Source organism: Bacteroidia bacterium (assembly GCA_023228875.1).
Classification (GTDB): Bacteria; Bacteroidota; Bacteroidia; order NS11-12g; family UBA955; genus JALOAG01.
Genome location: JALOAG010000004.1, coordinates 57,501 through 82,823, shown reverse-complemented (window position 1 = coordinate 82,823; position 25,323 = coordinate 57,501). Strand labels below are relative to the sequence as shown.

Here is a 25,323-nt window from a genome sequence, read left to right as displayed (position 1 = left end):
AGTAAAGAACAGAAGAAAAAGCGGATGAAATTAAGGACAGGACTCTTGTTAATACTCACATCCCTGCAAGGGATAGTTTTTGCTCAAAACGAAATAGATGCTCTACACTACGCTCAATACAGACCATTTGGAAGCGCAATGGCACTGGGAACGGCAGGAGCACTTGGGTCAGTTGGGTCGGAAATCGGCTCATACAGTATCAACCCTGCGGGATTAGGATTTTATCGTCAGAATGAATTTAATATTTCTTTAGGATTAGTGAATCCTACAACCAAATCAGAATATTTGGGATACTTTATGTCTGATAATTTGTTTGGATTTACTATTCCTAACTTCTCTTATGTCTATACAAAAATGCTTCATGAAAAAGGCACAGAAAAGTCTGACGAACTTGTTAGTTACAATTTTGCATTTCAAGTAAATCGCTATAACAACTTTTATAATAAAACATTTTATCAAGGGCAGAATAGACAAAGTTCTTTTATGGATTTTGTTTGGGAACAAGCACAAGGCACACAGCATCCTGATGATTTAAATTCAATCAGTTGGGTAGCATATCAGACCTATCTTTTAGACCCTTCAGATTCCACTCCGGGTGAATGGGGAATCAGAATGGCAGACAAACGGGATGCAGGTCAAACTGGCATCATTGAAACAAGAGGCGGAATGTATGATTGGAATTTTGGAGGAAGTTTTAACTATGGCAATATTTTATATGGAGGAATCAGCCTGCACTATAGCAAAGCAAAACGAAATGAGATCAATACCTTTAGAGAAGATAACAAGTTTTTTGACGAAGGTTTTAAGAACCTAACTCTCGTCCAAGACATCAAATCAGAAGGCAGCGGATATGGTGTAAAAGCAGGAGTAATTTTTCGCCCTATCGAAGAATTTAGAGTTGGATTGAGTTTTCAGTCACCAGAAAAAATTACCATTTCCGATAATTACTTCTATGAAATGACATCGGTGTTTGACGCTTCCTACGCTGGAGCGCCAACAACTCTTATCAACGTTCAAAGAGACCCTTCTGAGGATTATAACAATCAAACCGGTCGATATCCTTTTAAATATTTTGTCAGGACACCCACCAGACTCACCTTCAGTGCATCATACGTTACCGGAAAGTTTGGTTTTATTTCACTTGATGTAGAAAAAGTGAATTATTCAAACATGAGCATGGGGTCTGAGTTTGACAACTATCTTGTTGAAAACACTATTATAAAAAGTGATTTAAGACCTACTTACAATGTCCGGTTGGGAGGTGAAGTATTGGTTGGAAAAGACGTGAGATTGAGAGCCGGTGTTGCAAATTATCAAAATCCCTATAAAAGTGATATTCAAGCACTAAAACATGACTATAATGAGTGGAATTTCTCAGTCGGCATGGGAATCAGAAAGAAAGAATATGGTTTTGATATTGGTTTAATGCAAACCAATTATAGAGATCAATTTGTTCCTTATCAATCTGCCGAGCCCTATCCTTCTGCAACAGTAGTACGCAAAAACAGCAACTTTGCACTCACAGCCTCCTTGATTTTCTTTATAGATCCGGATTGAAAAAAATGTTTCAGCATGGTAAAAAGAACTTTTTACATTTGCTAAGAACAAACAATACCATTATGAAACAACCAATACGACTGCCCCTTACTTTATTAATATTCTTATTCTCAATTCAATCCTCCGTTTCAGGACAAGGCGGAATTAAAGAAAGAGCAGTAATAGCGCATGCGATCATCTCTGAAAACCCACCTAAAATTACACTCACTTGGGACACAACAGGGTTTATAGTATCAACAGAAATATACAAAAAGAACAAAGATGAGGAAAGCTTTGCTACGACTCCCATAGCCACTGTGAATGCCCCTTCAAACATATACATTGATGAAGCTGTTTTGCCGGGTATGCAATATGACTATGTTTTTGTACAAAGAACTTCCTTTACGGTCAATAATTCTGCTGTAACTTTTGCTTGGGGTGGCATTTCTGCAGGCATCAAAATTGGTATCAACCCATACAAAGGAAATCTTCTGATTGTGGCTGACACATTGATTCAAAATACCCTTACAGTAAAATTTGAACGTTTCAAAAATGATTTAATTGAAGATGGATGGGTTGTTTCAGTTGCAGACAAAACAGAGAGCGATTCTGTTCCGACTATTAAAGCCAAAATTAAAACTTGGTATGATAAAGACGCATTTAACTCAACGGCACTCATTCTATTGGGCAATATTCCTGTACCTTATTCAGGCAACTTTGGTAGTTTTGATGTTCCATCACCTCCGGACGGACACACTCCCGACCACAATGGTGCATGGGTAGCAGATGTATATTACGGTATTATGAATGAATCTGCTTTTACTGATTATGCTTCAAACACCGGAGCTAACAGGGAAGCTAACAAGAATAGACCCAATGATGGCAAATTTGACCAGAGTTTCATCCCTGACAAAGTAGTGTTACAAGTCGGCAGAATTGACATGTCAAATATAGATGCAGTAGGGTTGGATTATATCGGAAGAACCGAACGCTATCTTGACAAAGATCATAATTTTCGCAACAAGAACATTGTTGTGCCATCACGGTATATTTTTGAAGATAGATTAAACTTATTAGGCTCTGAGGCTCCGGGACGGCTTCACTTCTTTCAACGTTCTTTATTTGAAAAAGACAGCATGAAACAAGTGTCCAACACATTTTTTGCAACAGTTAAATCCACGCCTTGTTTATGGTCTGGTGTAACCACAACTGCCGGATATACTTCGTTGAGCGGCATTGGCTCTGTGAATGAGTTTAAAGACACTGTTTATTCTGTTTTCTCTAATTATTTTGGTTCATACTTTGGAGATTGGGACAACAACAACAATTTTCTCAGAGGTTCAATTGGCGGTCCCGGATACACCTTAACTTCTGTTTGGGATGGTCGTCCAGTGTATCATTTTCACCACATGGCTTTAGGTGAAAATATAGGGTATAGCCTTCAACTGACACAACAAAATCAACTCACAAACACTTCTCTGGCATTTTATCCCGGTGTCTTTCAAAGAAGCATTCACCTTAGTTTATTGGGTGACCCCACACTAAGATTACACACACTCTATCCCATTTCTAATCTGAGTGCAAGTAAAATCAACAACAATAAACAAGTAAAATTGACGTGGGATGCCTCTGCTGAACAAGGTATATCAGGATATTTGGTATATAGGAGTGATAAAGAAGCAGGACCCTATTATGTGATTTCTTATAGCATGGTTTCCGTCACTTCTTTTACTGATGAACATCCTTTGTCGGGTGATAATCATTATATGGTAAAAACAGTAAAACTTGAAACTACGCCAAGCGGCTCCTACTACAATGTAAGCCAGGGGAGAAGAGTTTTAGCAGAAGATGTTGATGGAACAAGTGTGCAAGTCTCTGTATCTCAATCTGCGTTGTTGGATAAAATTCAGCTTTTCCCAAACCCATCTGCCGGTGAACTTCACTTTAACAAAGGCGGCATAGAAACAGAGATTCAAGTTGTTGTATTGAACATAGAAGGCAAAGAGATTGCACAGTTTACCCTCAACAATAATATGGAAACAATCCAACTACATCGTCTCACACCTGGCGTTTACATCATTCGAATGAACGATAGCTCAAATACCCGCGTGTACAAGTGGGTGAAACTCTAATTACTTGAAGGGAAAAATATTTTACTTTAAAATAGAAACTGTTCTCTTTGTGGGGATAAGTGTTGCAGACCATCAAGTATCTCTCAACTATTTTTGCGTTCCAAAACAGTGAGTGGCATGGATTTGAGAGCAATCAGTAAAGCATACTTTCTCGGCATCGGAGGCATTGGCATGAGTGCCATCGCCAGATACTTGAAACAACAAGGTGTTGAGATTCATGGCTATGACAAGGTGCGCTCACCTATATGTATTGAACTGGAACATGAGGGAATGATGATTCATTATGAAGATGATTATTCAAAGATTCCAATAGAGTTTATCCATGCGCCCGACACACATATTTGTATTTGGACACCGGCTCTGCCTAAGGATTTTGGCGAAATTCTTTTTTTTAAATCACATAATATCACACTATACAAACGCGCAGAAGTTTTAGGGATGATCTCTCGCAATACTTTCACTATTGCTATTGCCGGCACACATGGAAAAACTACAACAACCACCTTAGTTACCAAGGCTCTTTCGATATTTAATATAAACTTTACAGCTTTTCTGGGTGGCATAAGTACAGATTTTGGCTCTAACTACATCTCAATCAAGAACAAAAAAGAATGGATGCAAAAACCTATTATGGTAGTAGAAGCAGATGAATTTGACCATTCATTTTTACACCTGCATCCCAATATTGCTATTGTAACCTCAACAGATGCTGACCATTTAGATATTTACGGAGCAAAAGAAGGGTTTAGAAAAGGATTTGAAGAATTTGTTCAGTGCATTGAACCACAAGGAGTGTTAATTCAAAAATATGGGCTTGACCTCCCCTTTGCTTCGCATATACAATCAAAAACATACGGAAACCATCCTGAGGCAGATTATCAATATTCAAATCCTCATTACGAAGAAAATCACTTTTCATTTGGATGGCACAGTAAAACAATGCAACTTCAAGTAACATCAGGAGTTGGCGGAGAACATAATGCGGAGAATGCAACAGCTGTTTTGGGCGTAATAGACACATTAAAACTCGACATACCAACAGCAGCAAAGGCAATCGCTGACTTTCATGGTGTAAAAAGACGATTTGAAAAACTGTTTGAAACCCCTACGCACATTGTAATAGACGACTATGCACACCACCCAACTGAATTACAAGCAATTATCAATGCGGTAAAGAAGACTTATCCCAAACACCAAGTAACGGGTATATTTCAACCGCATCTCTATACACGAACTCGAGACTTTTTGGATGGCTTTGTATCAAGCCTAAACATGCTGGACGAATGTTGGTTAATGGACATTTATCCTGCACGAGAAAAACCGATAGAAGGTATAACAAGCAACGCAATTGCTGCTAAACTCACTAACTGTAGAGGCGTTTTTTCCGCAACTGAAATTTATCAAAAAATTAAAAATAATCCACCATCATTATTACTCATAATGGGTGCAGGCGATATAGACAGAATTACCCAGCCAGTGAAAGAAATTTATGAAGAACTTTTTGCATCTGCTTAAAAAATGGATATTTCCTATTGTAGGGTTGCTATTGCTAATCATAGTATTAGTCATGGCGACCATGAAACAGAAAGCAGTAGTATGCAAAGAGGTGGAAATCAACTTTGAACCTAAGGGTATTATCTATTTTCTTTCACAAGAACACGTACTAGAAATCGCATCTCATATAACAAATCCAAATGAGTTGAAAGGCAAGACGCTAAAACAACTCAAAACCTATCAAATGTTGTATAATTTACAATCAAGCCCATACATTGAAAAGGCTAACATTTTTTTGGGGAATGACGGAAAGCTTGTGATAGATGTAAAACAACGGGAACCACTGTTTAGGGTAGTTAATCAACAAGGAGAAAGCTACTATGTAGAGAAAAATGGATTAAAAATTCCAACCGTCCCTAATTATTCGGTCAGAGTGCCTGTATTGAGCGGTGCAGTAGATGAGGCAGCTAATGACTCCAATTACATTCACACAGAGATATTGCTCGGAGCATTGGAATTATTTACCTATACACATGCCTATCCTTTTTGGCAAGCACAGATTGAACAAGTTTATGTAGATAAAAATCAAGGCTTTCTTTTGATTCCCAAAGTAGGAAATCATACAATTGTTGTTGGAAAACCAACCCAAATAGAAACCAAGCTTGAAAAGCTGAAGCTCTTTTATAATCAAGCACTTAGCAAGATTGACTGGGATGATTACAGTGTTATAGACTTGCGTTTCGATGGGCAAATAGTAGCAAAAAAGAGAAATCAATAGTATCAAAGAATTTTTATGAGCAAAAACAGAGAAGATAACAGAAACAAAGTCATTGTTGGTTTAGACATGGGAACCACTAAAATCTGTGCCATGGTCGGTCAAAGAAATGAAAACGGCAAGATTAATATTCTGGGAATAGGGCGGACTTCTTCAATGGGCGGCATCACAGAAGGCATGGTGAATAATATCACTAAAACAGTTGAAGCAGTGAAAAAAGCGGTTGCAGAAGCTGAACGTTCAGCCAATGTTGAGATAGGAAGCGTTTATGTAGGTATTGCTGGTAAACACATCCATAGCTTTACCCAACCATATAGTGCTTTTAGACAAGACCCAAATGCTGAAATAACTGCAGAGGAATTGGAAGATATACGCAAACAGATGTACCGCATCAATACGAATCCCGGTAATCACATTTTACATGTACTCCCTCAAGACTATGAGGTAGATTCCAATCCTTCCGATGACCCTACAGGAATGACGGGTTCTCGAATAGACATTAACTTCCATATCATCACCGGACAGATTTTAGCTGCTGAAAACATTAAACGCTGTATTCAGAAGTGCAATATCAATGTGGAAGACATTGTAGTAGAGCCAATTGCATCTGCCAAAGCTGTTCTTACTGAAGAAGAAATGAAGGCTGGTGTTGCCGTGCTTGATATAGGTGGCGGAACTTCTGATTTGGCCATCTTTCATGAAGGCAGAATAAGGCACACAGCCGTTATCCCAATTGGCGGACAAAGAATTACAAAAGACATTTCTGAAGCTTTTATGATTATGGATAACTTTAGTGAGTCTGTAAAAATTCAATTTGGCGATGCTTTTCCTGACAACATTCAAAGCAATGAACTTATTGATGTTTCAGAACAAAACGGAAGACAACAGAAGTTTATCAGCGTAAAGAATCTTTCCTTAGTAATCAACGCCCGTTTGATTGAATTATTCAAGAAAGTAGATTTTGAAATTAGAAATAGTGGATATGAGAAAAAGCTCACAGCAGGTATTGTCGTAACAGGTGGAGGGGCTGAAATGAAAAACATTGGAGAACTATTAGAGTTTGTTACAGGGATTAAGGTTAAAACTGGTTTTCCCAATCAATATCTTGCAAAAGGAGCTGTCTCTGAAGCAAAAAGTCCAATGTATGCAACAGGTGCAGGCTTGTTAATATATGGCATGGACAAAGAAGTGCCTTTAGATAATAACTTCCAATCTTCGAGCGAAAACACAAAACAAACAAAGCAGGTGATTAACAAAGACGGAAGAGGTTTCTTTAATAAGATGAAAAATTTTGGTGGAGGATTGCTGGAGTATCTAAAAGATGACAATAACAGCAAAGATTTTCAATAATTAAGAACAAACACAGAAACAACAACAATTATGACATTTCAAGTAGATTTACCTAAAAATCAAAGTTCCATCATTAAAGTAATCGGTGTTGGCGGTGGAGGTGGCAATGCAGTAAATTACATGTATGACAAAGGAATAAACGGAGTTGATTTTATTATTTGCAATACAGATTTACAGGTTTTAGGAACCAGCCCTATTCTTAACAAGATTCAATTAGGTGCATCATTAACCGAAGGATTGGGTGCGGGTTCTGAACCTGAAGTAGGCAAACAATGTGCGATTGAAAGCCTTGACCAAATAAAAGAGGCTTTGAGTCATAATACAAAAATGGTTTTTATTACCGCAGGTATGGGTGGAGGAACAGGAACCGGTGCTACCCCTGTGATTGCCAAGGTTGCAAAAGATATGGGACTACTCACTGTAGCTATTGTTACCACACCATTTAAAAACGAAGGACCTCATAAAATCGGACTGGCTCACAAAGGAATAGAAGAATTACGCCCCCATGTTGATGCATTGCTCATTATCACTAACGATAGAATTTTACAGATGTATCACAACCTTAAATATTCTGAGGCATTTGCAAAAGCAGATGATGTTCTTTGCACTGCAACAAAAGGTATTGCAGAAATTATCACCGTGTCGGGCAAGATGAATGTGGATTTTAAAGATGTTAAGACAGCCATGTCAAACAGCGGCAGAGCAATTATGGGAACAGGTATTGCAGAAGGTGAAGAAAGAGCTTTGACTGCTTCCCAAATGGCGTTAGACTCTCCATTATTAGACGACACCAATATTGATGGTGCCAAACATATACTCCTTAATATTTCTTACGATATAGAAGAGCCTTATGCAAATGAGATTGATCAAATTATAGCTTTCTTCCAAAATATATCAGGCCAAAATGCCAGATTAAAATTTGGAGTAACGCATACAATCGGATTAGGTAAAGCATTGTCAATCACTGTGATTGCTACCGGTTTTGAAAAAAGAACTTCCACGGTTGAACGTGAAGAAGAAATCATAATTGATATTGACAAAGACGAAAGCGAACCTTTGAATATTGAGTTAGAAAATAACACACATGAGAACACCTTTGACTTCGGCTCAATAGAAGCAACTAACACTCCTCAAAGTTTATTTAGTTTTGACAAACACAGGTTCAACGATGAACCCGCATTTGATTTTTCTGCACCTTCTGCAAACGCAAATAACAGATCCAATATGAGTAATTTAGACATACCTGCTTATGTGAGAATGGGTATCCAATTAGAGCCTTTAGTTGATGAGAAAAATGCCAAAAAATTATATCTCGAGAACAAAGAAGGTGAACCCAAATTTAAAGAAAGCGGCAACAAGTTTCTCAACAAAGACGTTGATTAATCAGTTTACATGGACTCATCGAAAGAAATGAAATTACTTACAAAAAAAATCATCATGGGCAGGGATATCGGTGTCCATGGCAATTTATTCGGGGGCAGACTCATCGGCTGGATTGACGAGGCTGCAGCAGCTCTTGCTTGCGAATATTGCTATACTCCGAATATGGTTACAGTGAGAGTAGGAGAACTTATTTTTAAAAAACCTTTAAAAAGTGGGCAACACGTCCATATATACGGCAATGTTAAAGAACTTGGTAATACATCAATCACACTGAATATAGAAGCCAGAAGGTTTAGTTTATACAGCGGAGAAGAAATAGTAGCATGCACCACCAGTATTACCTTTGTAAGAATTGATGATGACGGATCCCCTATCCCTATTGGACAAACCGCAAAAAACAAATTTAAACAAGAACAAAGTCAGAAACAGTAGGAGTGCATTTGAACTAAGCAAAACTTCCTACCTTTGAACCATGTCAGATAAGAAACTTTTCTTGCTGGATGGCATGGCACTAACCTATAGAGCATTCTTTGCTTTCAGCAATAATCACAGATATAATTCAAAAGGGCTTAACACCTCAGCAATGTATGGGTTTACCATGACATTGCTTGAGGTACTCCAAAAAGAAAAACCAACACATATAGCAGTTGTTTTTGATACAAGTGCACCCACAGAAAGGCATGAGATTTATCCGCAATACAAAGCACAAAGAGAAGCAATGCCTGAAGATTTGTCTGCATCTATCCCCTATATCTTTCAAATCATTGAGGGGTTTAATATTCCGGTAATAACGATGGATGGATATGAAGCGGATGACATTATTGGCACCTTAGCATTAGAAGCAAAAACAAAAGGGTTTAATACCTATATGATGACCCCAGACAAAGACTTTGCTCAATTAGTACAGGACAATATTTTTATTTTTAAACCTGCACGTATGGGCAATGGACATACCATTTTGGACACAACAGCAGTCAAACAAGCGTGGGAGGTGAACAACCCTGCCCAAGTGATTGATATTTTAGCTTTATGGGGAGATGCCATTGACAATATTCCGGGGGTACCCGGAGTAGGTGAAAAAACGGCCAAAAAGCTTATTTCCGAATTTCATTCTGTTGAAAATCTGATTAGCAATACAGATAAGCTAAAGGGAGCATTGCAAACCAAAGTTGAAGAAAATAAGGAACAAGCCATTCTATCCAAAAAGTTAGCAACCATAAATACAAAAGTCCCCATTGACTTCAATGAATCTCAACTGATTTTAGACCCTCCTGACAAACAAAAATTAGAGGATGTCTTTAAAGAACTTGAGTTTCGCACTTTAGCTCAAAAAGTATTTGGCCAGCCAATACAGAATACGACACAACAAGATTTGTTTTCAGCTGTTCATCAAACAGAACCACAACAAAGTCAAGAAGACATACTTCAGATATTTAAAAATTTTAATGAACAACAACAACATTATGTACTAATTAACTCAAAAGATGAATTAACAGATTTAGTTCAAAAACTCCACACGGTTAATGAATTTTGTTTTGACACTGAAACAGACGGCTTAGATCCAATTGACTCAAATATTATAGGGCTTTCATTTAGTGTTAAGCAAGATGAAGCATATTATATCAATCTTAATCACAATAACAAAGTAGAGTTCTTACAGTTATTAGTACCCCTATTTAGCTCAACCAAAATGAAGGTTGCGCAGAATCTAAAATTCGATTTAATGATTCTCAACAAAGAAGGAGTGCAAATACAAGCACCCTACTTCGATACCATGATTGCACATTTTCTTATAGACCCTGATAGAAGACATAATTTGGATGAACTTTCCAGAAACTACTTGCAATATGACCCAATTAGCATAGAATCACTAATCGGTAAGAAAGGGAAAGATCAACTCAAAATGACTGCTGTTGCACTAAATGAATTAACTAAATATGCCTCAGAAGACGCAGATATAACATTACAACTAAAATATAAACTTGCTCCTTTGATAAAAGAGAGAAACTTGTCCGAAGTATTCTCAAAAATAGAATTACCGTTGATTCCCGTTTTGGCATCCATGGAAAAAACAGGAGTAAAGGTGGATAAGAATTTCTTACAAAACTATTCTTATGAACTCGCAAAAGACATTGCACAACTTGAAAAAACTATTACTTCACTTGCAGGAATGTCTTTCAATTTGTCCTCACCAAAACAAATGGGCGAAGTGCTATTTGACAAACTAAAACTATCTGAGAAACCAAAGAAAACCAAAACCGGACAATATCAAACCAATGAGGAAGTACTACTAAAATTGGTTAATACTCACGAAATAATCAATCACATATTAGATTACAGGGAATTGGTTAAATTAAAATCAACCTATGTTGATGCATTACCATTGCTAATTAAAGAGAGCACCGGTAGGATACACACTTCATTTAATCAAGCGATTGTGGGCACAGGGAGATTAAGCTCAAACAACCCCAACCTTCAAAACATCCCCATTAGAACAGAAAAAGGACGTGAAATTCGCAAAGCCTTTATTACTCCATCAGCAGAATATAGTTTAATGAGTGCCGACTACTCTCAAATTGAATTAAGAGTAATTGCATCCATGTCAGGAGACGAGCACATGATTGCAGCTTTTAATAGTGGGCAAGACATCCATGCTTCAACCGCATCAAAAGTATTTGGCGTACCTTACGCGGAAGTTTCTAAGGAGATGCGCAGGAAAGCAAAAACAGTCAATTTTGGTATTATCTATGGCATTTCTGCATTTGGACTCTCGGAGAGGATAGGCATTCCACGCAAAGAGGCACAGGATATTATCACAGAATACTTTATAAAATTTCCCGGAATAAAAGCGTATATGGATAATACACTCGAATTTGCACGTAAAGAAGGTTATGTCAAAACATTGATGGGTCGCAGAAGATATATTGAGGACATCAACTCACGCAACCAAACCATTAGAGGATTCGCAGAACGCAATGCAATCAACGCCCCCATACAAGGTTCCGCTGCAGATATGATTAAAATTGCAATGATTAATATTGACCAAGCCTTTAATGAAAAAAACATCCAAGCAAGAATGATACTTCAAGTGCATGATGAATTACTATTTGAAGTGCCAAACCATGAGTTGGAACAAGTGAAAGTTATTGTAAAAAATCAAATGGAAAATGCAATGTTATTAAATGTTCCGGTTCTTGTTGAAATTGGCGTTGGAGAAAATTGGTTAGCAGCGCACTAATAAAAAAGGGCCGCCTTAACAGACAGCCCTTTTAGTATGATAAATTCTTTAAATTATCATTTCATTAACCTCACTTTCTGAGTAGCAAACTGCCCCTCAGAGACATAACGAATGATATAGATACCATTACTTTGAGTGCTTAGGTCGATATTCCAATTCATAGCATTCATCTCTGTCAAAGAATAACTTTGAATCTTATTTCCAATTACATCAAACACTTCAACAAGTCCTGCCTTATCAGCATTTACAACCTCAACTTTAAATACTCCTGTACTTGGATTAGGATAAACGCTAAAGTTAAATTTACTTGAAATAGTTGTTGTACTAGTGCGGTCAATAACAATGGTTTGAGATGATTCACATACACAACCTAAAGCGGTTTCTGCTCTCATTGTAACCTTATAGGTTCCATCTTGATTATAGTCTTGAGAACCTTTATTCCCTTTCATACTATATCCATCGCCAAAATACCAAGTATATGTAACTCCTGACTCAACGCCTACATTATTTCCATCAGTGGGTTCAAAATCAAAAGCTCTAAGTCCATTATTACCATTATAATTTGCAGTAAACTGACACTTTGTTGGAGATGGATTCACAGTCAATGTTTTTGTAATCTCATCAGTACATCCATCTGTGATACTCGCGATGAGTTTAACATTAACATTTCCGGGTGTTGAGTAAGTATGAATAGGGTGTTGTTGAATTGATGTATTGCCATCACCAAACTCCCATAGATAATTCACTTCGCCATCAGTCCATCTGGTTTTATTGTCTATAATAAGTTCACTATTTGCGCAAATAGAGCCATCTACTTCAAAATCTGCTTTTGGAGTAGGTTTCACTGCAACTACCTTTGTAACACTATTAGAGCATCCATTTGTGTAAGAAATATCAAGAGTAACAGTATGTTCTCCTATACTATTATACTTCTTAGTAACACTGCTTACCCCACTCTGAGCGATACCATCAATTGTCCAATTATAAGTTGTACCTCCTAACACAGGATCAACAGATGCAAATATCATATCTCTATCTTGACAATCTCCGATTACACTAAACTCACCGGAAGGTCCAGGCAATATAGAAACCGATTTAGTGATAGAATCCATACAGCCAAGTGCGGTTTGAACAACAAGTTTTACATTCTTATTTCCTGCTGTTTCATAGCTATACTCACCATTAACTTGAGTTGATTGAACATTGTTTTCTCCAAAACTCCACAAATAACCAATCTTACCACTTAGATTGCTTGAGTTATTTGTAAAAGTTAATTCATGATTGGCACATTTATCACTGCTTACTGTAAAATCAGCGGTTGGTTGTTCGAACATGGCAATAGTCTTTTCTACAGTTGTTGCACAACCATTCTTTTCGGCAGTTAGAGTAATGATATATAAACCTTTCGCCCCATAAGAAACAGTAGGATTCACTGCATTGCTTGTTTGTCCGTCACCAAAATCCCAAGTATAGGCAGGAACACCAATATTACTTGTTGTTGTATTCACTAAAGTAACAGGCGTACCAAAACAACGGCTGGTAAAATCAAAATCTGCAACAGGACCTTCAGAAATAACAATTGACTTCGTAAGTTTCTTTACAAATCCTAGGGGAACAGTTGTGGTAGTGAGAGTAACTTGATAAGTTCCCGGTGAAGCAAAACTTGTTTTACCATTAGTATTCGTACTGGTTTGTCCATTACCAAAATCCCATTCGTATGTTAAGTAACCGCTCTGAACAGTAGAAAGGTTTTCAAATTCAGCATCTGCGCCCATACATGCATGAGGATCCTTGAATTGAGGTTTGCCAAATGGCGCTACAAAAACCTTTCTCGTTACCAAAGAATCGCAGCCTGTAGATATATTATTTAATCTAAGTTCACAAATAATAAAACTATCAACCACTGACTCAGGAGGATTAATTAGCCATGTACCACCTGTAACTACATTATGAACATAAGTAGATGCAGATGCAGGCAGAACAATGCCTGATAACGTTCTTGCACTAGTAGTAACTTTATATCCCGTACCATATTGTGCATTTGTAAAATCAGTTGGGGCACTGATATCTAACTTAATTATATCATCGGGAATAGTAATCCAATAATCTCTTCCTTCATCCAAATCAGGTTCTCTTCCCATGCTTGTGGGATTTGTAACTAATATTCCACCATAAGCACCACGTCCTACTTGAATATTAAATGTAAGGGTGTCATTAGCGTGATTATCATCTGTATGTGCAATAAAAACTTTCAATATCGTATTTAAAGGCGCACCGGTGAAATCAATGAATCCTAAGTCGAAACTTGCGCTACTTAGTGCCGCTACAGTGCCTATATTTTTAATGACAGCAGGCTTATTATTTAAAATATAACCAACTTTACCATTAGGGAAATCAAAGTTTAAAGTACTGTTTACTGTGCCGGTCATTGGAATTTTATCTCCACCACAGAGATTATAATTGCCTCCATTAAAAGTACCGGATATTTTAAATTCAAAGAATGGTTCAATTGCACCAAGAGATGGGCGTAAGGGGTTACGAGAATCTCCATTAATATCTTTATCTATACCACTTGAATAAACTGTGTTTTTGTACCCGTATCCGGCAGATTTTAAAGCAGGATTCATAAATGTAAAATTAAGATTATTGGGATCAACAAAGTTAGGATCTGCCTTGATATTATCTTTGGACTCCGGACTTAATGAATTAATCTGCGCCACATCTATTTGACCGTTTGCACTTGTATATGAAGAACCTATTGCATAAAAATAATGATAGTATGCAGGCATATTGACTAAATTAAAGTCATTATTACGGATAGAACTAATATATTCCATATCAAAATCAATTTCACCTCCGGTTACACCTTTCAAATCATAATGAAATATATTGTTCTCAACTCTTGTAGAACTTTCAATTGGAGGATTGGCTTGGTTTGCATTATACCCATAAGCATAAATATAGTTATAACCATAACAATACACTCCGGATGGTACTTTTTTAGTCAACGCAAATGTATTATTAACCACATCACCTGAAGAATATAATTTATATAAATCATAAGGATAAAAATCTCCGTAAGAAGTATTAAATATCATATTGTTCGCAACAATATTGTTAATGATAAATGCAGAACCGACTGATGGTGTAGATATACCATAAAAATTATTATAGGGGTAGTTACTATTGCCAATGACATTATTTACTATCGTGTTATCTTCGATTCTAACAATGTTTGCACCATAGTGCATATTATAGCAATATTCACATCCATAGAGTGCACTTACATTAATTCCACAGAAAGAACCGGCATTATCACTTCGTGCAAAATCGCCAACATCATGGATATTATTTCCTATGATTTCAATGTCTTTATCAGAATGTGCGTTCAAATCAGGCCAACGTATATCAATGCCATAAAACCAATTATCATAATATGGATATTGAAACGGGGCTTTTAGATTATGGGTAATTTCATTGTTATTATACTTGCCGCCACTACTGCCAAATGAATATATACCTACGGCACTAATATTCTTTATAACATTTCCAACAAACTCATTTTCACCATCATCATAAGATGCACCACCTTGTTCAAAAATTCCATAAGTAGGTCCTATCAAAGAAGAACCATCCGGTGGTCCTATAATCAAATTATTCTCAAATTTATTACCCTTACCATTTTGTCCATAATAATAACTCTCTGCTTCCAGAGATCCCGGATCGCTATTGAGTACAACAACAGCTCCTGAATAAAAACCCATATAATAATTATACATAGACTCTGGGTAACTTGCATATACAGTACCGCTATAATTATATTTTGGAGCACTTAAAGTGCACTTCGAAAATATGTTATAGTTTGCAAAATCAGACAACCTCACAGTATGAACATAACTTGCATTCGTCCCTTCTACTCTCAAATTCTCAAAAGTGAAAAAACTGGCACCATAAAGCCATAAAGTATGTCTTGCATACGGATTGGTAGCATTGAAAGTTAATAAAGCATTATTACCCTTGATCGTTACCCTATTAGATTGATCCATTGTCCAAGAAGGATATACGGTAACTTGCTCATTAAAAGTTGCATTTGACTTTACATTGACAGTTACATTACCCGATACGTCAGGTCCGTTGGGGGCACCTCCGTCAGAGCGAGAACCAAATGCTATATCATCAAAGAAAGCTTGAAATGTGGCGTAGTTTGTAGAACTTGCACCGCTTGAATTATCAATAGTGTAACTGCTTCCTGAAAGTTGTGCATTTACTTGTATTGGAATCAAGAATGCAACAATACCGGAAAAACCCAAGGCAAAACACCTCAACGAGTTGTTTATAAATGTGTTATTCATAAATATTAAATTTATATGCTTATCTAAGTGAAAACAAATTTGAATGAATAAAATGATTAAAACAAATTTTGTGTTTATTTTAACTTTAAAATTAGTATATTAATACGTTCGTTTCGTCTATTGAAAAAACACATTCTGTATATTTAAGCCCGTTAAAAGGAGTGATATTTATCACGCAATTTTCGACTCAATAATTGCATGTATTATCTCATAAATTTTTTTCCAAAAAAAAGACCCACTGTAATCAGTGGGTCTTTTTATCAGGTAGCTGTCTAAAATTATTTTACTAACTTAATTTTTTTAGTGATAGTTTGGTTTGCAGAAGAATATCTGATTAAATAGATTCCATTGCTTTCTGAAGACAAATCAATAGTCCAATTCATGGACATCATTTCAGCATAAGTGTAATTTGCTAATTTATTTCCAATTACATCAAATACCTCAATTGTTCCATTCTGTGCAGGTTCTGCAATTGCAATAGTAAATACACCTGTACTTGGATTAGGATATACATTGAACCCTATGTTTCCAACAACATCATTAACGCTTGTTCTATCTATGGTCAGCGTTTGTGTTGATTCACATTCGCAACCGGATGCTGTTTTAGCTCTCATCGTTACAGTGTACTGACCATCATGTGAATAAACATATTCACCCTTTGAGGCTTGATTACTAGCTCCTGTTCCAAAATACCAAGTATATGTTACCCCTGATTCTGCTCCTGTATTATTTCCATCTGTTGGCTCGAAATTATATGCTCTTAATCCCTTAGAACCATCAAAATCTATTACAAACTGACATCTATTTGGGGCAGGATTCACTGTAAGGGTTTTGGTAATTTCATCAGAACAGCCATTAACAATATTAGCAGTTAATTTCACATTAATATTTCCTGCATTTGAATAAGTATGTGTAGGATGTTGTTTTACAGAGGTGTTTCCATCACCTAAGTCCCAAGTATATGTTACATTTCCGTCAGACCATTTTGTTTTATTTTCAATAATTACTTCGTTATTTGAACAAATAGTACCTCCGGTTACAAAATCAACTTTTGGTGTTGGTTTAATCACGAAGCTTTTAGCTACTGTTTGAGCACATCCGTTAAGATAACTTGTAGTAAGCGATGCTGTGCGAGTTCCAATTGTGCTAAACTGTTTGGTAACAGTACTTACTCCACTTGCGGATTGTCCGTCAATTGTCCAATTGTATGTTGTTCCGCTTAGGTTTGGATCTATGGATGCAAATAATACATCTCCATCTTGACATTCTCCGGTTACTGTAAAATCTCCGGTTGGACCGGGTACTACGGTAACTGTCTTTGTGATGGAATCGCTACAACCCAATGCAGATGACACTACTAACTTAACTGTTTTGGTGCCTGCGGTTTTGTACATGTAGTTTGCGTGTTTTTGGGTGGACTTATTATTGTCTTCGCCTAAACTCCACAAATATCCTATCTTTCCTTGGCTCACGGTAGAAGTATTGTTAAATTCAAATGGTGCATTTGCACAACTGCCGCTGCTCAGGTTAAACCCTGCTACAGGTTGCGCAAACATCGATACTGTCTGTGTTGCTGTGGTGGAACATCCGTTCTTTTCTGCTGTTAATACAATATCATACATTCCTTGTACGGCATAATTCACAGTAGGATTGGCAACATTGCTGCTTTGTCCATCCCCAAAATCCCATGTGTAATTCGGAACGCCTACATTACTGGTAGTCGTATTGGTAAGAGTTACAGGAGCTCCAAAACATTTGCTATCTACTGTAAAATTAGCAACGGGTCCTTCTGCGATGGTTATCGTTTTGGTAATACTCTTTACAAACTTCCACTCAGATGTGGTTGTCTTTAATGTTACTTGGTAAGTACCGGCTGTCGGATATACTGTTTTTCCGTTTGTATTGGTACTGGTTTGTCCATTGCCAAAATCCCACTCATAGGTTAAATAGCCGCTGTGAACATTTGATAAATTCTCAAATTCTACTTGAGTTCCCATACATGCTTGTGGATCCTTAAAATCAGGTTTGCCAAATGCAGACACAAATACTGTACGTTTTACGATTGAATCGCATCCTGACAGCATATTGTGAAGTTTTAAAGAAACTTCTATGAAACTATCTACATAAGCCTCTGGAGGATTGATTGACCAAGTACCTCCGGTTACTACATTATGGCTATATGTGGATGTGCTTGCAGGTAACAAAACTCCTGACATGGAATGTGCTTCTCCTGTTACTGAATACTTAACACCATATTCTGCATTGGTAAACTCTGTTGGTGCACTGATATCCAACTTGATTACATCATCAGGTATGGTTACCCAATAATCTCTGCCTTCTTCCGGCTTGGGTGCATATCCTTTTGTTGAAGGATTCATAGTTACTACACCTCCATACGCTCCTCGCTCTACATTAATATTAAATGTCAATGTGTCGTTCGCATGGTTGTCATCAGGATGAGAAATAAATACCTTAAGAACCGAATTTTTAGGTGCTCCTGAAAAATCAACTAAACCAAAATCAAAATTCTCTGTGCCTCCGGCTGAAATAGTTGGCAAATCAAAATACTGAATGGGTTTATTGTTTAACTTATAGCCCACTTTACCACCGGGGAAGTTAAATGTCAATGCACTTTTTACAGAACCGGACAATGGTGCTTTATCTCCTCCACATATATTATACACCCCGCCATTAAAGTCTCCGCTGATAGAAAACTCAAAATAGGGCTCTATTGCTCCTATGGATGGCTTTAGCGGATTACGGCTGTCTCCGTTTATATCTGTGGTAATTCCACTTGGATATGCCGTAGAGGTGTAGTTCATCCCGGCAGATTTGAGCTCGGGATTAGTAGGAATAAAATTGCCATTATCAGGATCTACAAACTTGGGATCTGCCCAGATATTGTCTGCACATTTATTCATATTGTTTAGGTCCTTTACAGTAATCAAATTATATGGGCTGCCTAATGACCCGCCAACATAATATGCATAATAAATCTGTGCATTATAGTTTGCTTGCTTTAAATTCTGATAAAATGAATTATTCTTTACACTTGACCAATAATACAAATTCGGTACATAATTGTTATTATAACCGGTTGTGCCTGTTATGTCATAGAATACAATATTGTTGAACAAATTATTTTGCTCTTTATACGGCTGGCTGGGATTTGTATAACTATAGGTACTACCATAAAAATACAAATAGTCAACACTGCCATATAACTGATTATTATAATCAAGTTTCCTGTAAAAAGTATTATTGACAATTTCACCGGTATTATACATCCAATAACTATAGTTATAACTATATCTGCTGCTTGGTGAACTATAATTTGAGAAGGCATGGTTATTTGCAAAAATATTGTTCACCATCAACACAGCTTGTGAATAGTATATATAGAACTGATACATATATGCACTCGTTGTGTATGAAGACCCGGCAGCATTATCATGGATGTAGTTACCCTCCACTCTAAACACATTACTACCACCATATCCCTGATTTGAGGAGGAACTATTGCCATTTGCATACACTATACTAATTCCATAAAACTGGTATGCATTGTTTTGTAGAATTTTACCTATCTCTTTGACTTCATTTCCCATTATTTCAATATCCTTAGCAGGAAATATTGAAAGATACGGACGATAGTAGTGCATGCCATAAAAATAAGTTCTACTTATTACACCCTGAAAATTAGAAGTGAGGTTACGTGTAATAATATTATTATTGAATTTACCCCCACTATTATACGTTGAAAGATAACCGCACGCACTGATATTCTTTATTTGGTTTCCAATGTATTCATTCTCTCCGGCTGCACTTGAGGTACTTCCTAACTCAAAAATACCATAGGTAGGACCTACCAAACTGGAACCATCCGGAGGACCGGTTAATATATTATTCTCAAAAAGATTGCCTAGTCCATTGATTTCACTGTTTGTTGAGGGTAAGTTATTTGCAGAACTCGTGAACGCAACCAAAGCACTACTCATTGTTGTGTTTGACCAGCTACTAGTCGGACTACCGGAAGTAATATTCGCATAATTATAATTCGGTGCTGCAATGGTGCAGTTCCTGAAAATATTATAATTTGCCTGACCTGACAGTCTTACCACATAAGCATAGTTTGCATTGGTACCAATAATACTTAGGTCTTCAAAGGTGTAATAATCTGCTCCGTTCATCCAAATTGTATGACGAATTGAACTATTGGTAGCATTGTAGGTCAATGTTGCCTTATTCCCTTTAATAACAACCCTTCTGCTGGCTGATAAAGATGCGTGTTGGTAAACAGTAACTTGCTCGGTAAAAGTAGCTCCGGGTGCAACATTCACTTCTATATCGCCTGCTCCGCTTACTCCGGGACCTTGTGCCGGACCACCATCAGTCCTCGAGCCAATATAGATATCATTAAAGAATGATTGAAAGTTGTGATAGTTTGTAGCACTGGCTGCCTGACCCGCATCAATTGTATATGCAGTACCGGAACTGAGTGCCGCCTTAACTTGAGATGGCATTAGAGAAACAAGACCGGCAATCCCTCCCACTACTAATGCTCGAATTCCATTGATTTTGTAACGTTTTATCATAATATTAATATTTATTTGTCGGTTATACAACGGCAAATGTAGATTCTATGATAGACAAATCCAAACTTTTAATCGCTTATTTTAAAAAAAAGGAAACATTATTATATCCAGGGTTAGGGCATATTATTAAATTTCAGCTATTTACGACTTAGAGACTTATTCGATAAATTTTTACTCAAATAAAAATCCATTTGGTATAGTACCTACTTCCACTTGAGCATTTATAGAACCTTGTTTATTAATTACAAATACCAATCCCTTTCTGACATAATCTCTCACATCTGCAATATATAAAAGTTTGGACCTGTTGTCGTAGTTCATGGTATAATACTTACCGGTTGCAGGCAATGAGGTCAACGATGAAAAATGAGAATCCTCGTATATAGATAATTTACCTTCAGAAAGAACGAAACAGCCATCTGAGGTCATATCAAATAATTCTATATTGGCATCTTCTTGTTCAAGAAATGGATTCAGTTCTTTATTCTCATTAATTTCCCAAATTACAGACTTACCTGTTAGTCTCTCTAACAAATAAACCTTATCATTAAATACTTGTATTTTCCCCAAATCACCTTCAAACTTTATACTGTCAATTACTGAATTATTTTCTGAAGAAATAAAATAAACAACATGAGATATAAGACTGGGAACTAAATAAGTCTTATAATTAATTGAAACAATCCTATCCAACCAACCGAATGCAGGTGTTTGAGATAATATTTTACCTGTTTTAAGATTTATCCTGCTTACTTTATTAGAATAGGTATCACTCAGGTAAGCCTCATCTGTTCCTTCAATTACAGCTAAATATCTTGGCGTTCCCAGATTCGAAAGTGTTCGTTTATGCTTAAAATTAATCTTATCAACCACTTCTATCGTCCCTGAATTGTTAATCACAAGAAACATTTCGTCTTTATGAATAATTGCTGATTGCAGCACATCACCCAACGGTCGTTTATTTATAGTTTCAAATACGTGATCTTGATACTCTTTACTTGTTGGATCATACACCCCAAAGTCTGCATTACCCCATCCAAAATTTCCCTCATTGATTACAATTACTCTTTGGTCGCTTGATGGTATCGTCTGTTCTTTTTTTACTTCTTTTTTACATGAAGTAATTAATAAAGTCAATACCGACAGGAAGATAATTACCTTTTTCATTTTTTCACTATTACCTTTTGAGTTCCAACAATACCTGATTTGGCTCTCCATCTTATTATATATACACCCATTTTTTCAAATTGAACTACAATGCTATTTGAATACCTTTCCTGTGTTAGAATTGTCTTTCCTGAAGCGTCATAAACTTGAAACTGTAAGCTCTCTTTAAAATTTAACTCAATTTGTGTGTTAGGTAACATTATACTTGGAAAAGTAATATAAGGCTCAGAGACCACATTTATACCGGTATAGGTATTCTCATTATAAATCACACCAACTGCATCTAAGTCAAACCCTCCTGATTCAAATGCTGTAGGATAAGGATCATTAACCTTAATGCTTCTGCTATCTCTTGTGCAAAAGTTTGAGTCAATTGTGCCAATAACATCAACCACTCGTACATGTGTAATTTTGTTGATGTCTAAACCCTGAGAGTCCTTTAGTTCTTCTAAGTCAAAGGGGGTTCCATAAAACACTCTGTACTTACCTGCTAGATTATATATTTTGGTTGGATCAATATTGCCAAAACTGTTTACCTGTGCTGATGTATCAGTATTAGAGACAGCAGGAAACCTCACAAAGTGCTCTCCATCAGAACTGACCTCAACAAATGCTAATTCAAGATAAGTATCTGAAAATGAATTTTCAAAAACTGCAAAATCTGCTCCGGGTCCATTCACTATTGCAGGAGAGAAATATAAGGTAGCAATACCTCCATCTCCCAAACTTACAACAGCACCATCAGACTTGCCGTTTGCATTCACTTCATCTCCATAAGAAGCAAGGGCATTAGATGTGTCTGCAATATTCAACTTCCCTCTCTCGACTTCACAACTGTTTACCCAAGAGACAAAGATTGTCGAATCAGCGTGTAAGGCTTTACTTCCTGCAACTCCCGCAGCAGGATCAAACTGTGCACCTGCATTGCAATAAACAAACGCTAGGACAGTAAGTACAAACAACTTTGGCAATATCAACTTTAACATAAATAGATTGTAGATTACTCTTTGATGATTCTGATAATCATGACCCTGCTTTTACTCTCAATCCTTCCAATATAAATACCCGCATTCCAATCAGAAGTTGAAATTGTTGTTGAAGCAGCAAATTGAGTATTTACCATTTCTTTACCTTCAATTGTAAAAATAGTAATTGAAGCATTCTCACTGCCTTCCAACTCAATAGTGAACTGTGAATTAAAAGGATTCGGGTACACTTGTACACCAGTCTTTTCTGTTTCTACTATTGAAGTATTGCCTGTTTGAGGTGCTTGAATTACCTGAGGGTATGAAGGTCTTAAAGCTGGATTAAAATCTGTATAAGTACAAGCAAAAAAGTCTCCGTCTTTGACTACTGTGGATATTCCCATATTACTAATCCAATTGCCATAGTTAGTCGCAGACCATGTACCCCAATAATTTGGAGCTCCTCCAATTCCGGAATCTGAATGAAAATAAATATCATTTAAAAAACCTGAAGCATTAAATTGAAAAGTGGAATCTTCAAATGCAATTTTCTGAAGTAATTCCAAACCTGTTGTAGTATCATCAAATTGCACTCCAAAAGCAAAAGACTTTCCTTCAAGATTTGGAGCAAAGTCAATAACCATAATTGCTTTGCTGTTACCCTCACCAAACCATCTCCATTGGTTGTTGTCAAAATCTGCAACACTAATAATTTGAGGATTTAATGCAGGCACTGGATTTAATGTAGGCAACCTATTTGGCATCCATGTGCTTGTATCAGAATCGGTATAAGAAATTCCATAAACTCCTTCTTGATGCATAAATGCAGTCAACCCTGAATTAAACTCCCAGTTTCCATTATTCAAACTAAATGTATTCCACCAAAAATTATTTACCGCATTATATCCTGAATGATTATTATAATTTACCGAATCAAGAAATCCGCCAAGATTTTTGAAATCAAAATTAACATCTTCCATTTCAATAGCCTGGAGCATATCACCACCTGAAATTGAATCATTAAACAACACTCCCCAAATGAAGCTTGAGTCAGAAAAACCTTCACCGGGGAAAGTTACTACAACCGCGCCCGAATCAGTTCCACTACCAACCCAAAACCTAATTGAATTTTTTAAAATTGAAAAATCTTGTGCATGAGCACTTCCAAAAAAGCCTAATACAAAAAATAGGCATGCTGATTTAAAACTTAACTTGTTCATTTTGATTTGTTTATATTAAATTAATTAATTGATTTTTAAAATTAGATAGACCCTATAACTCCTCCCTTGCATCGGTCTGCCTTTAAATAGTTCATAAGGAGTATTAAAAACGTTATTAACAGAAAATCCTATTTCACCTTGACTTTTATCGTGCTGATATTTATAGCTTGTCTTAATATCAACTAAATTGTATGTATTGAGAAAGCTGCTATTATCTGTTGAGATAAACCTTTTACCGGTATAATTATCGCTAATGCCAATACTGAATCTATTAAATTGAAAATCAGCATAAGCATTTCCCATCTCAATAGGTATAAATATTAATTGATTACCTTTAATATCTCTATTTCCGATTTCTGTTTTAGTATATACAGAATGATTTAGACTTGCAAACACACCCAATATTAATTGAGTCTTACGCCTATCAATTAAGAGGGTTTTTACATTTATTTCTGTTCCCAAAACTCTTGCTCCTCTTAAATTCTCTGCCTCCCAAAAGCTGCCATTATCCATCCATACAATAAGATTACTTATTTCATTATAATAGATGCTAAAATTGAATTTTAATTTTCTCTGAATATAATCAAATCCTATTTCATTCTTGAATGCTGTCTCATTGAGCAATGCTTGGTTGCCACCAGGTGTCCAATATAAATCATTAAAAGTCGAAACCCTATATGACAACCCTGAGTTCATCCTAATCTTCATTTTAGGAGTTAAGAAACTAAAGAACTCAATGGATGGAGCGGGTAGAAGTATTTCTGCATTATGTAATTGCTCTCTAAGTGAGAAAGTATAATGAAGCTTTTTATACTTATTTTCATACGAGATGAACCCTGAAAAAAGATTTTGAAACCTAATACCATTATATTCTTTAACAATACCTTTGTTAAGTGTTTCATTTATTCCAAAAGTCAATCTCCCTGCAAGACCTAACCTCCATTTCTTGCTGAAATCCATTACGATTGTTTGGGCATGGTTATGATATTCATTGAATTGATTATCTGTAAAAACAATTTTTTCATCAAAAAAAGCTGTCTTGATATAATATGTATTTATACCTGATGAAACAAAGTCTGAATACAACCTAATCACATCATCAACCTGTCTGCTTCT

Annotated in this window: 14 protein-coding genes (1 of these 14 cut by a window edge); 8 read left to right on the top strand and 6 right to left on the bottom strand. The window is 36.4% G+C overall.

Annotated elements, in window-relative coordinates:
• Positions 1–24 precede the first annotated feature (24 nt).
• The 8 genes from M0R38_05915 (at position 25) to polA (ending at position 11,908) form a co-directional block, all read left to right on the top strand.
• On the top strand, positions 25–1,557 hold the full coding sequence (locus tag M0R38_05915; GenBank protein MCK9481279.1) for an outer membrane protein transport protein: 1,533 nt from the start codon (positions 25–27) through the stop codon (positions 1,555–1,557).
• 62 nt (positions 1,558–1,619) lie between these two features.
• Positions 1,620–3,668, top strand: a complete 2,049-nt coding sequence (locus M0R38_05910; protein MCK9481278.1) for a T9SS type A sorting domain-containing protein — start codon at positions 1,620–1,622, stop codon at positions 3,666–3,668.
• Between the two features lie 93 nt (positions 3,669–3,761).
• The gene (murC, locus tag M0R38_05905; GenBank protein ID MCK9481277.1) at positions 3,762–5,183 is read left to right on the top strand and encodes a UDP-N-acetylmuramate--L-alanine ligase; all 1,422 of its coding nucleotides are present in this window, start codon (positions 3,762–3,764) and stop codon (positions 5,181–5,183) included.
• Positions 5,158–5,940: a hypothetical protein gene (locus M0R38_05900; GenBank protein ID MCK9481276.1), complete on the top strand. Its 783-nt coding sequence runs from the start codon at positions 5,158–5,160 to the stop codon at positions 5,938–5,940. The genes murC and M0R38_05900 overlap by 26 nt, the downstream gene beginning before the upstream one ends.
• Positions 5,941–5,955: 15 nt before the next feature.
• Positions 5,956–7,287: a cell division protein FtsA gene (ftsA, locus tag M0R38_05895; GenBank protein ID MCK9481275.1), complete on the top strand. Its 1,332-nt coding sequence runs from the start codon at positions 5,956–5,958 to the stop codon at positions 7,285–7,287.
• 30 nt (positions 7,288–7,317) lie between these two features.
• Positions 7,318–8,670: a cell division protein FtsZ gene (ftsZ, locus tag M0R38_05890; protein MCK9481274.1), complete on the top strand. Its 1,353-nt coding sequence runs from the start codon at positions 7,318–7,320 to the stop codon at positions 8,668–8,670.
• Positions 8,671–8,697: 27 nt separating this feature from the next.
• Positions 8,698–9,102 carry an acyl-CoA thioesterase gene (locus M0R38_05885; GenBank protein MCK9481273.1) on the top strand — a complete coding sequence of 135 codons (405 nt, stop codon included), beginning with the start codon at positions 8,698–8,700 and terminating at the stop codon, positions 9,100–9,102.
• Positions 9,103–9,142: 40 nt separating this feature from the next.
• Positions 9,143–11,908 carry a DNA polymerase I gene (gene polA / locus M0R38_05880; GenBank protein MCK9481272.1) on the top strand — a complete coding sequence of 922 codons (2,766 nt, stop codon included), beginning with the start codon at positions 9,143–9,145 and terminating at the stop codon, positions 11,906–11,908.
• 56 nt (positions 11,909–11,964) lie between these two features.
• On the opposite strand, the gene M0R38_05875 is transcribed toward polA, so the two are convergent.
• The 6 genes from M0R38_05875 to M0R38_05850 form a co-directional block, all read right to left on the bottom strand.
• Complete coding sequence (locus M0R38_05875) at positions 11,965–16,260, bottom strand: PKD domain-containing protein (GenBank protein MCK9481271.1); 4,296 nt, start codon at positions 16,258–16,260, stop codon at positions 11,965–11,967.
• 278 nt (positions 16,261–16,538) lie between these two features.
• The gene (locus M0R38_05870) at positions 16,539–20,855 is read right to left on the bottom strand and encodes a PKD domain-containing protein (GenBank protein MCK9481270.1); all 4,317 of its coding nucleotides are present in this window, start codon (positions 20,853–20,855) and stop codon (positions 16,539–16,541) included.
• A 171-nt stretch (positions 20,856–21,026) separates the two neighbouring features.
• Positions 21,027–22,022 carry a hypothetical protein gene (locus tag M0R38_05865; GenBank protein ID MCK9481269.1) on the bottom strand — a complete coding sequence of 332 codons (996 nt, stop codon included), beginning with the start codon at positions 22,020–22,022 and terminating at the stop codon, positions 21,027–21,029.
• Positions 22,019–23,008, bottom strand: coding sequence for a T9SS type A sorting domain-containing protein (locus M0R38_05860; GenBank protein MCK9481268.1), 990 nt, complete (start codon positions 23,006–23,008; stop codon positions 22,019–22,021). Before M0R38_05860 ends, M0R38_05865 begins: the two co-directional genes overlap by 4 nt.
• A 14-nt stretch (positions 23,009–23,022) precedes the next feature.
• Positions 23,023–24,207, bottom strand: coding sequence for a T9SS type A sorting domain-containing protein (locus M0R38_05855; protein MCK9481267.1), 1,185 nt, complete (start codon positions 24,205–24,207; stop codon positions 23,023–23,025).
• Positions 24,208–24,231: 24 nt separating this feature from the next.
• A protein-coding gene (locus M0R38_05850) for a TonB-dependent receptor (GenBank protein MCK9481266.1) crosses the window boundary here: on the bottom strand, positions 24,232–25,323 show its 3' portion. The gene runs 783 nt beyond the window's last position; 1,092 of the gene's 1,875 nt are visible here — the last part of the coding sequence; its start codon lies off the right edge, out of view; the stop codon is at positions 24,232–24,234.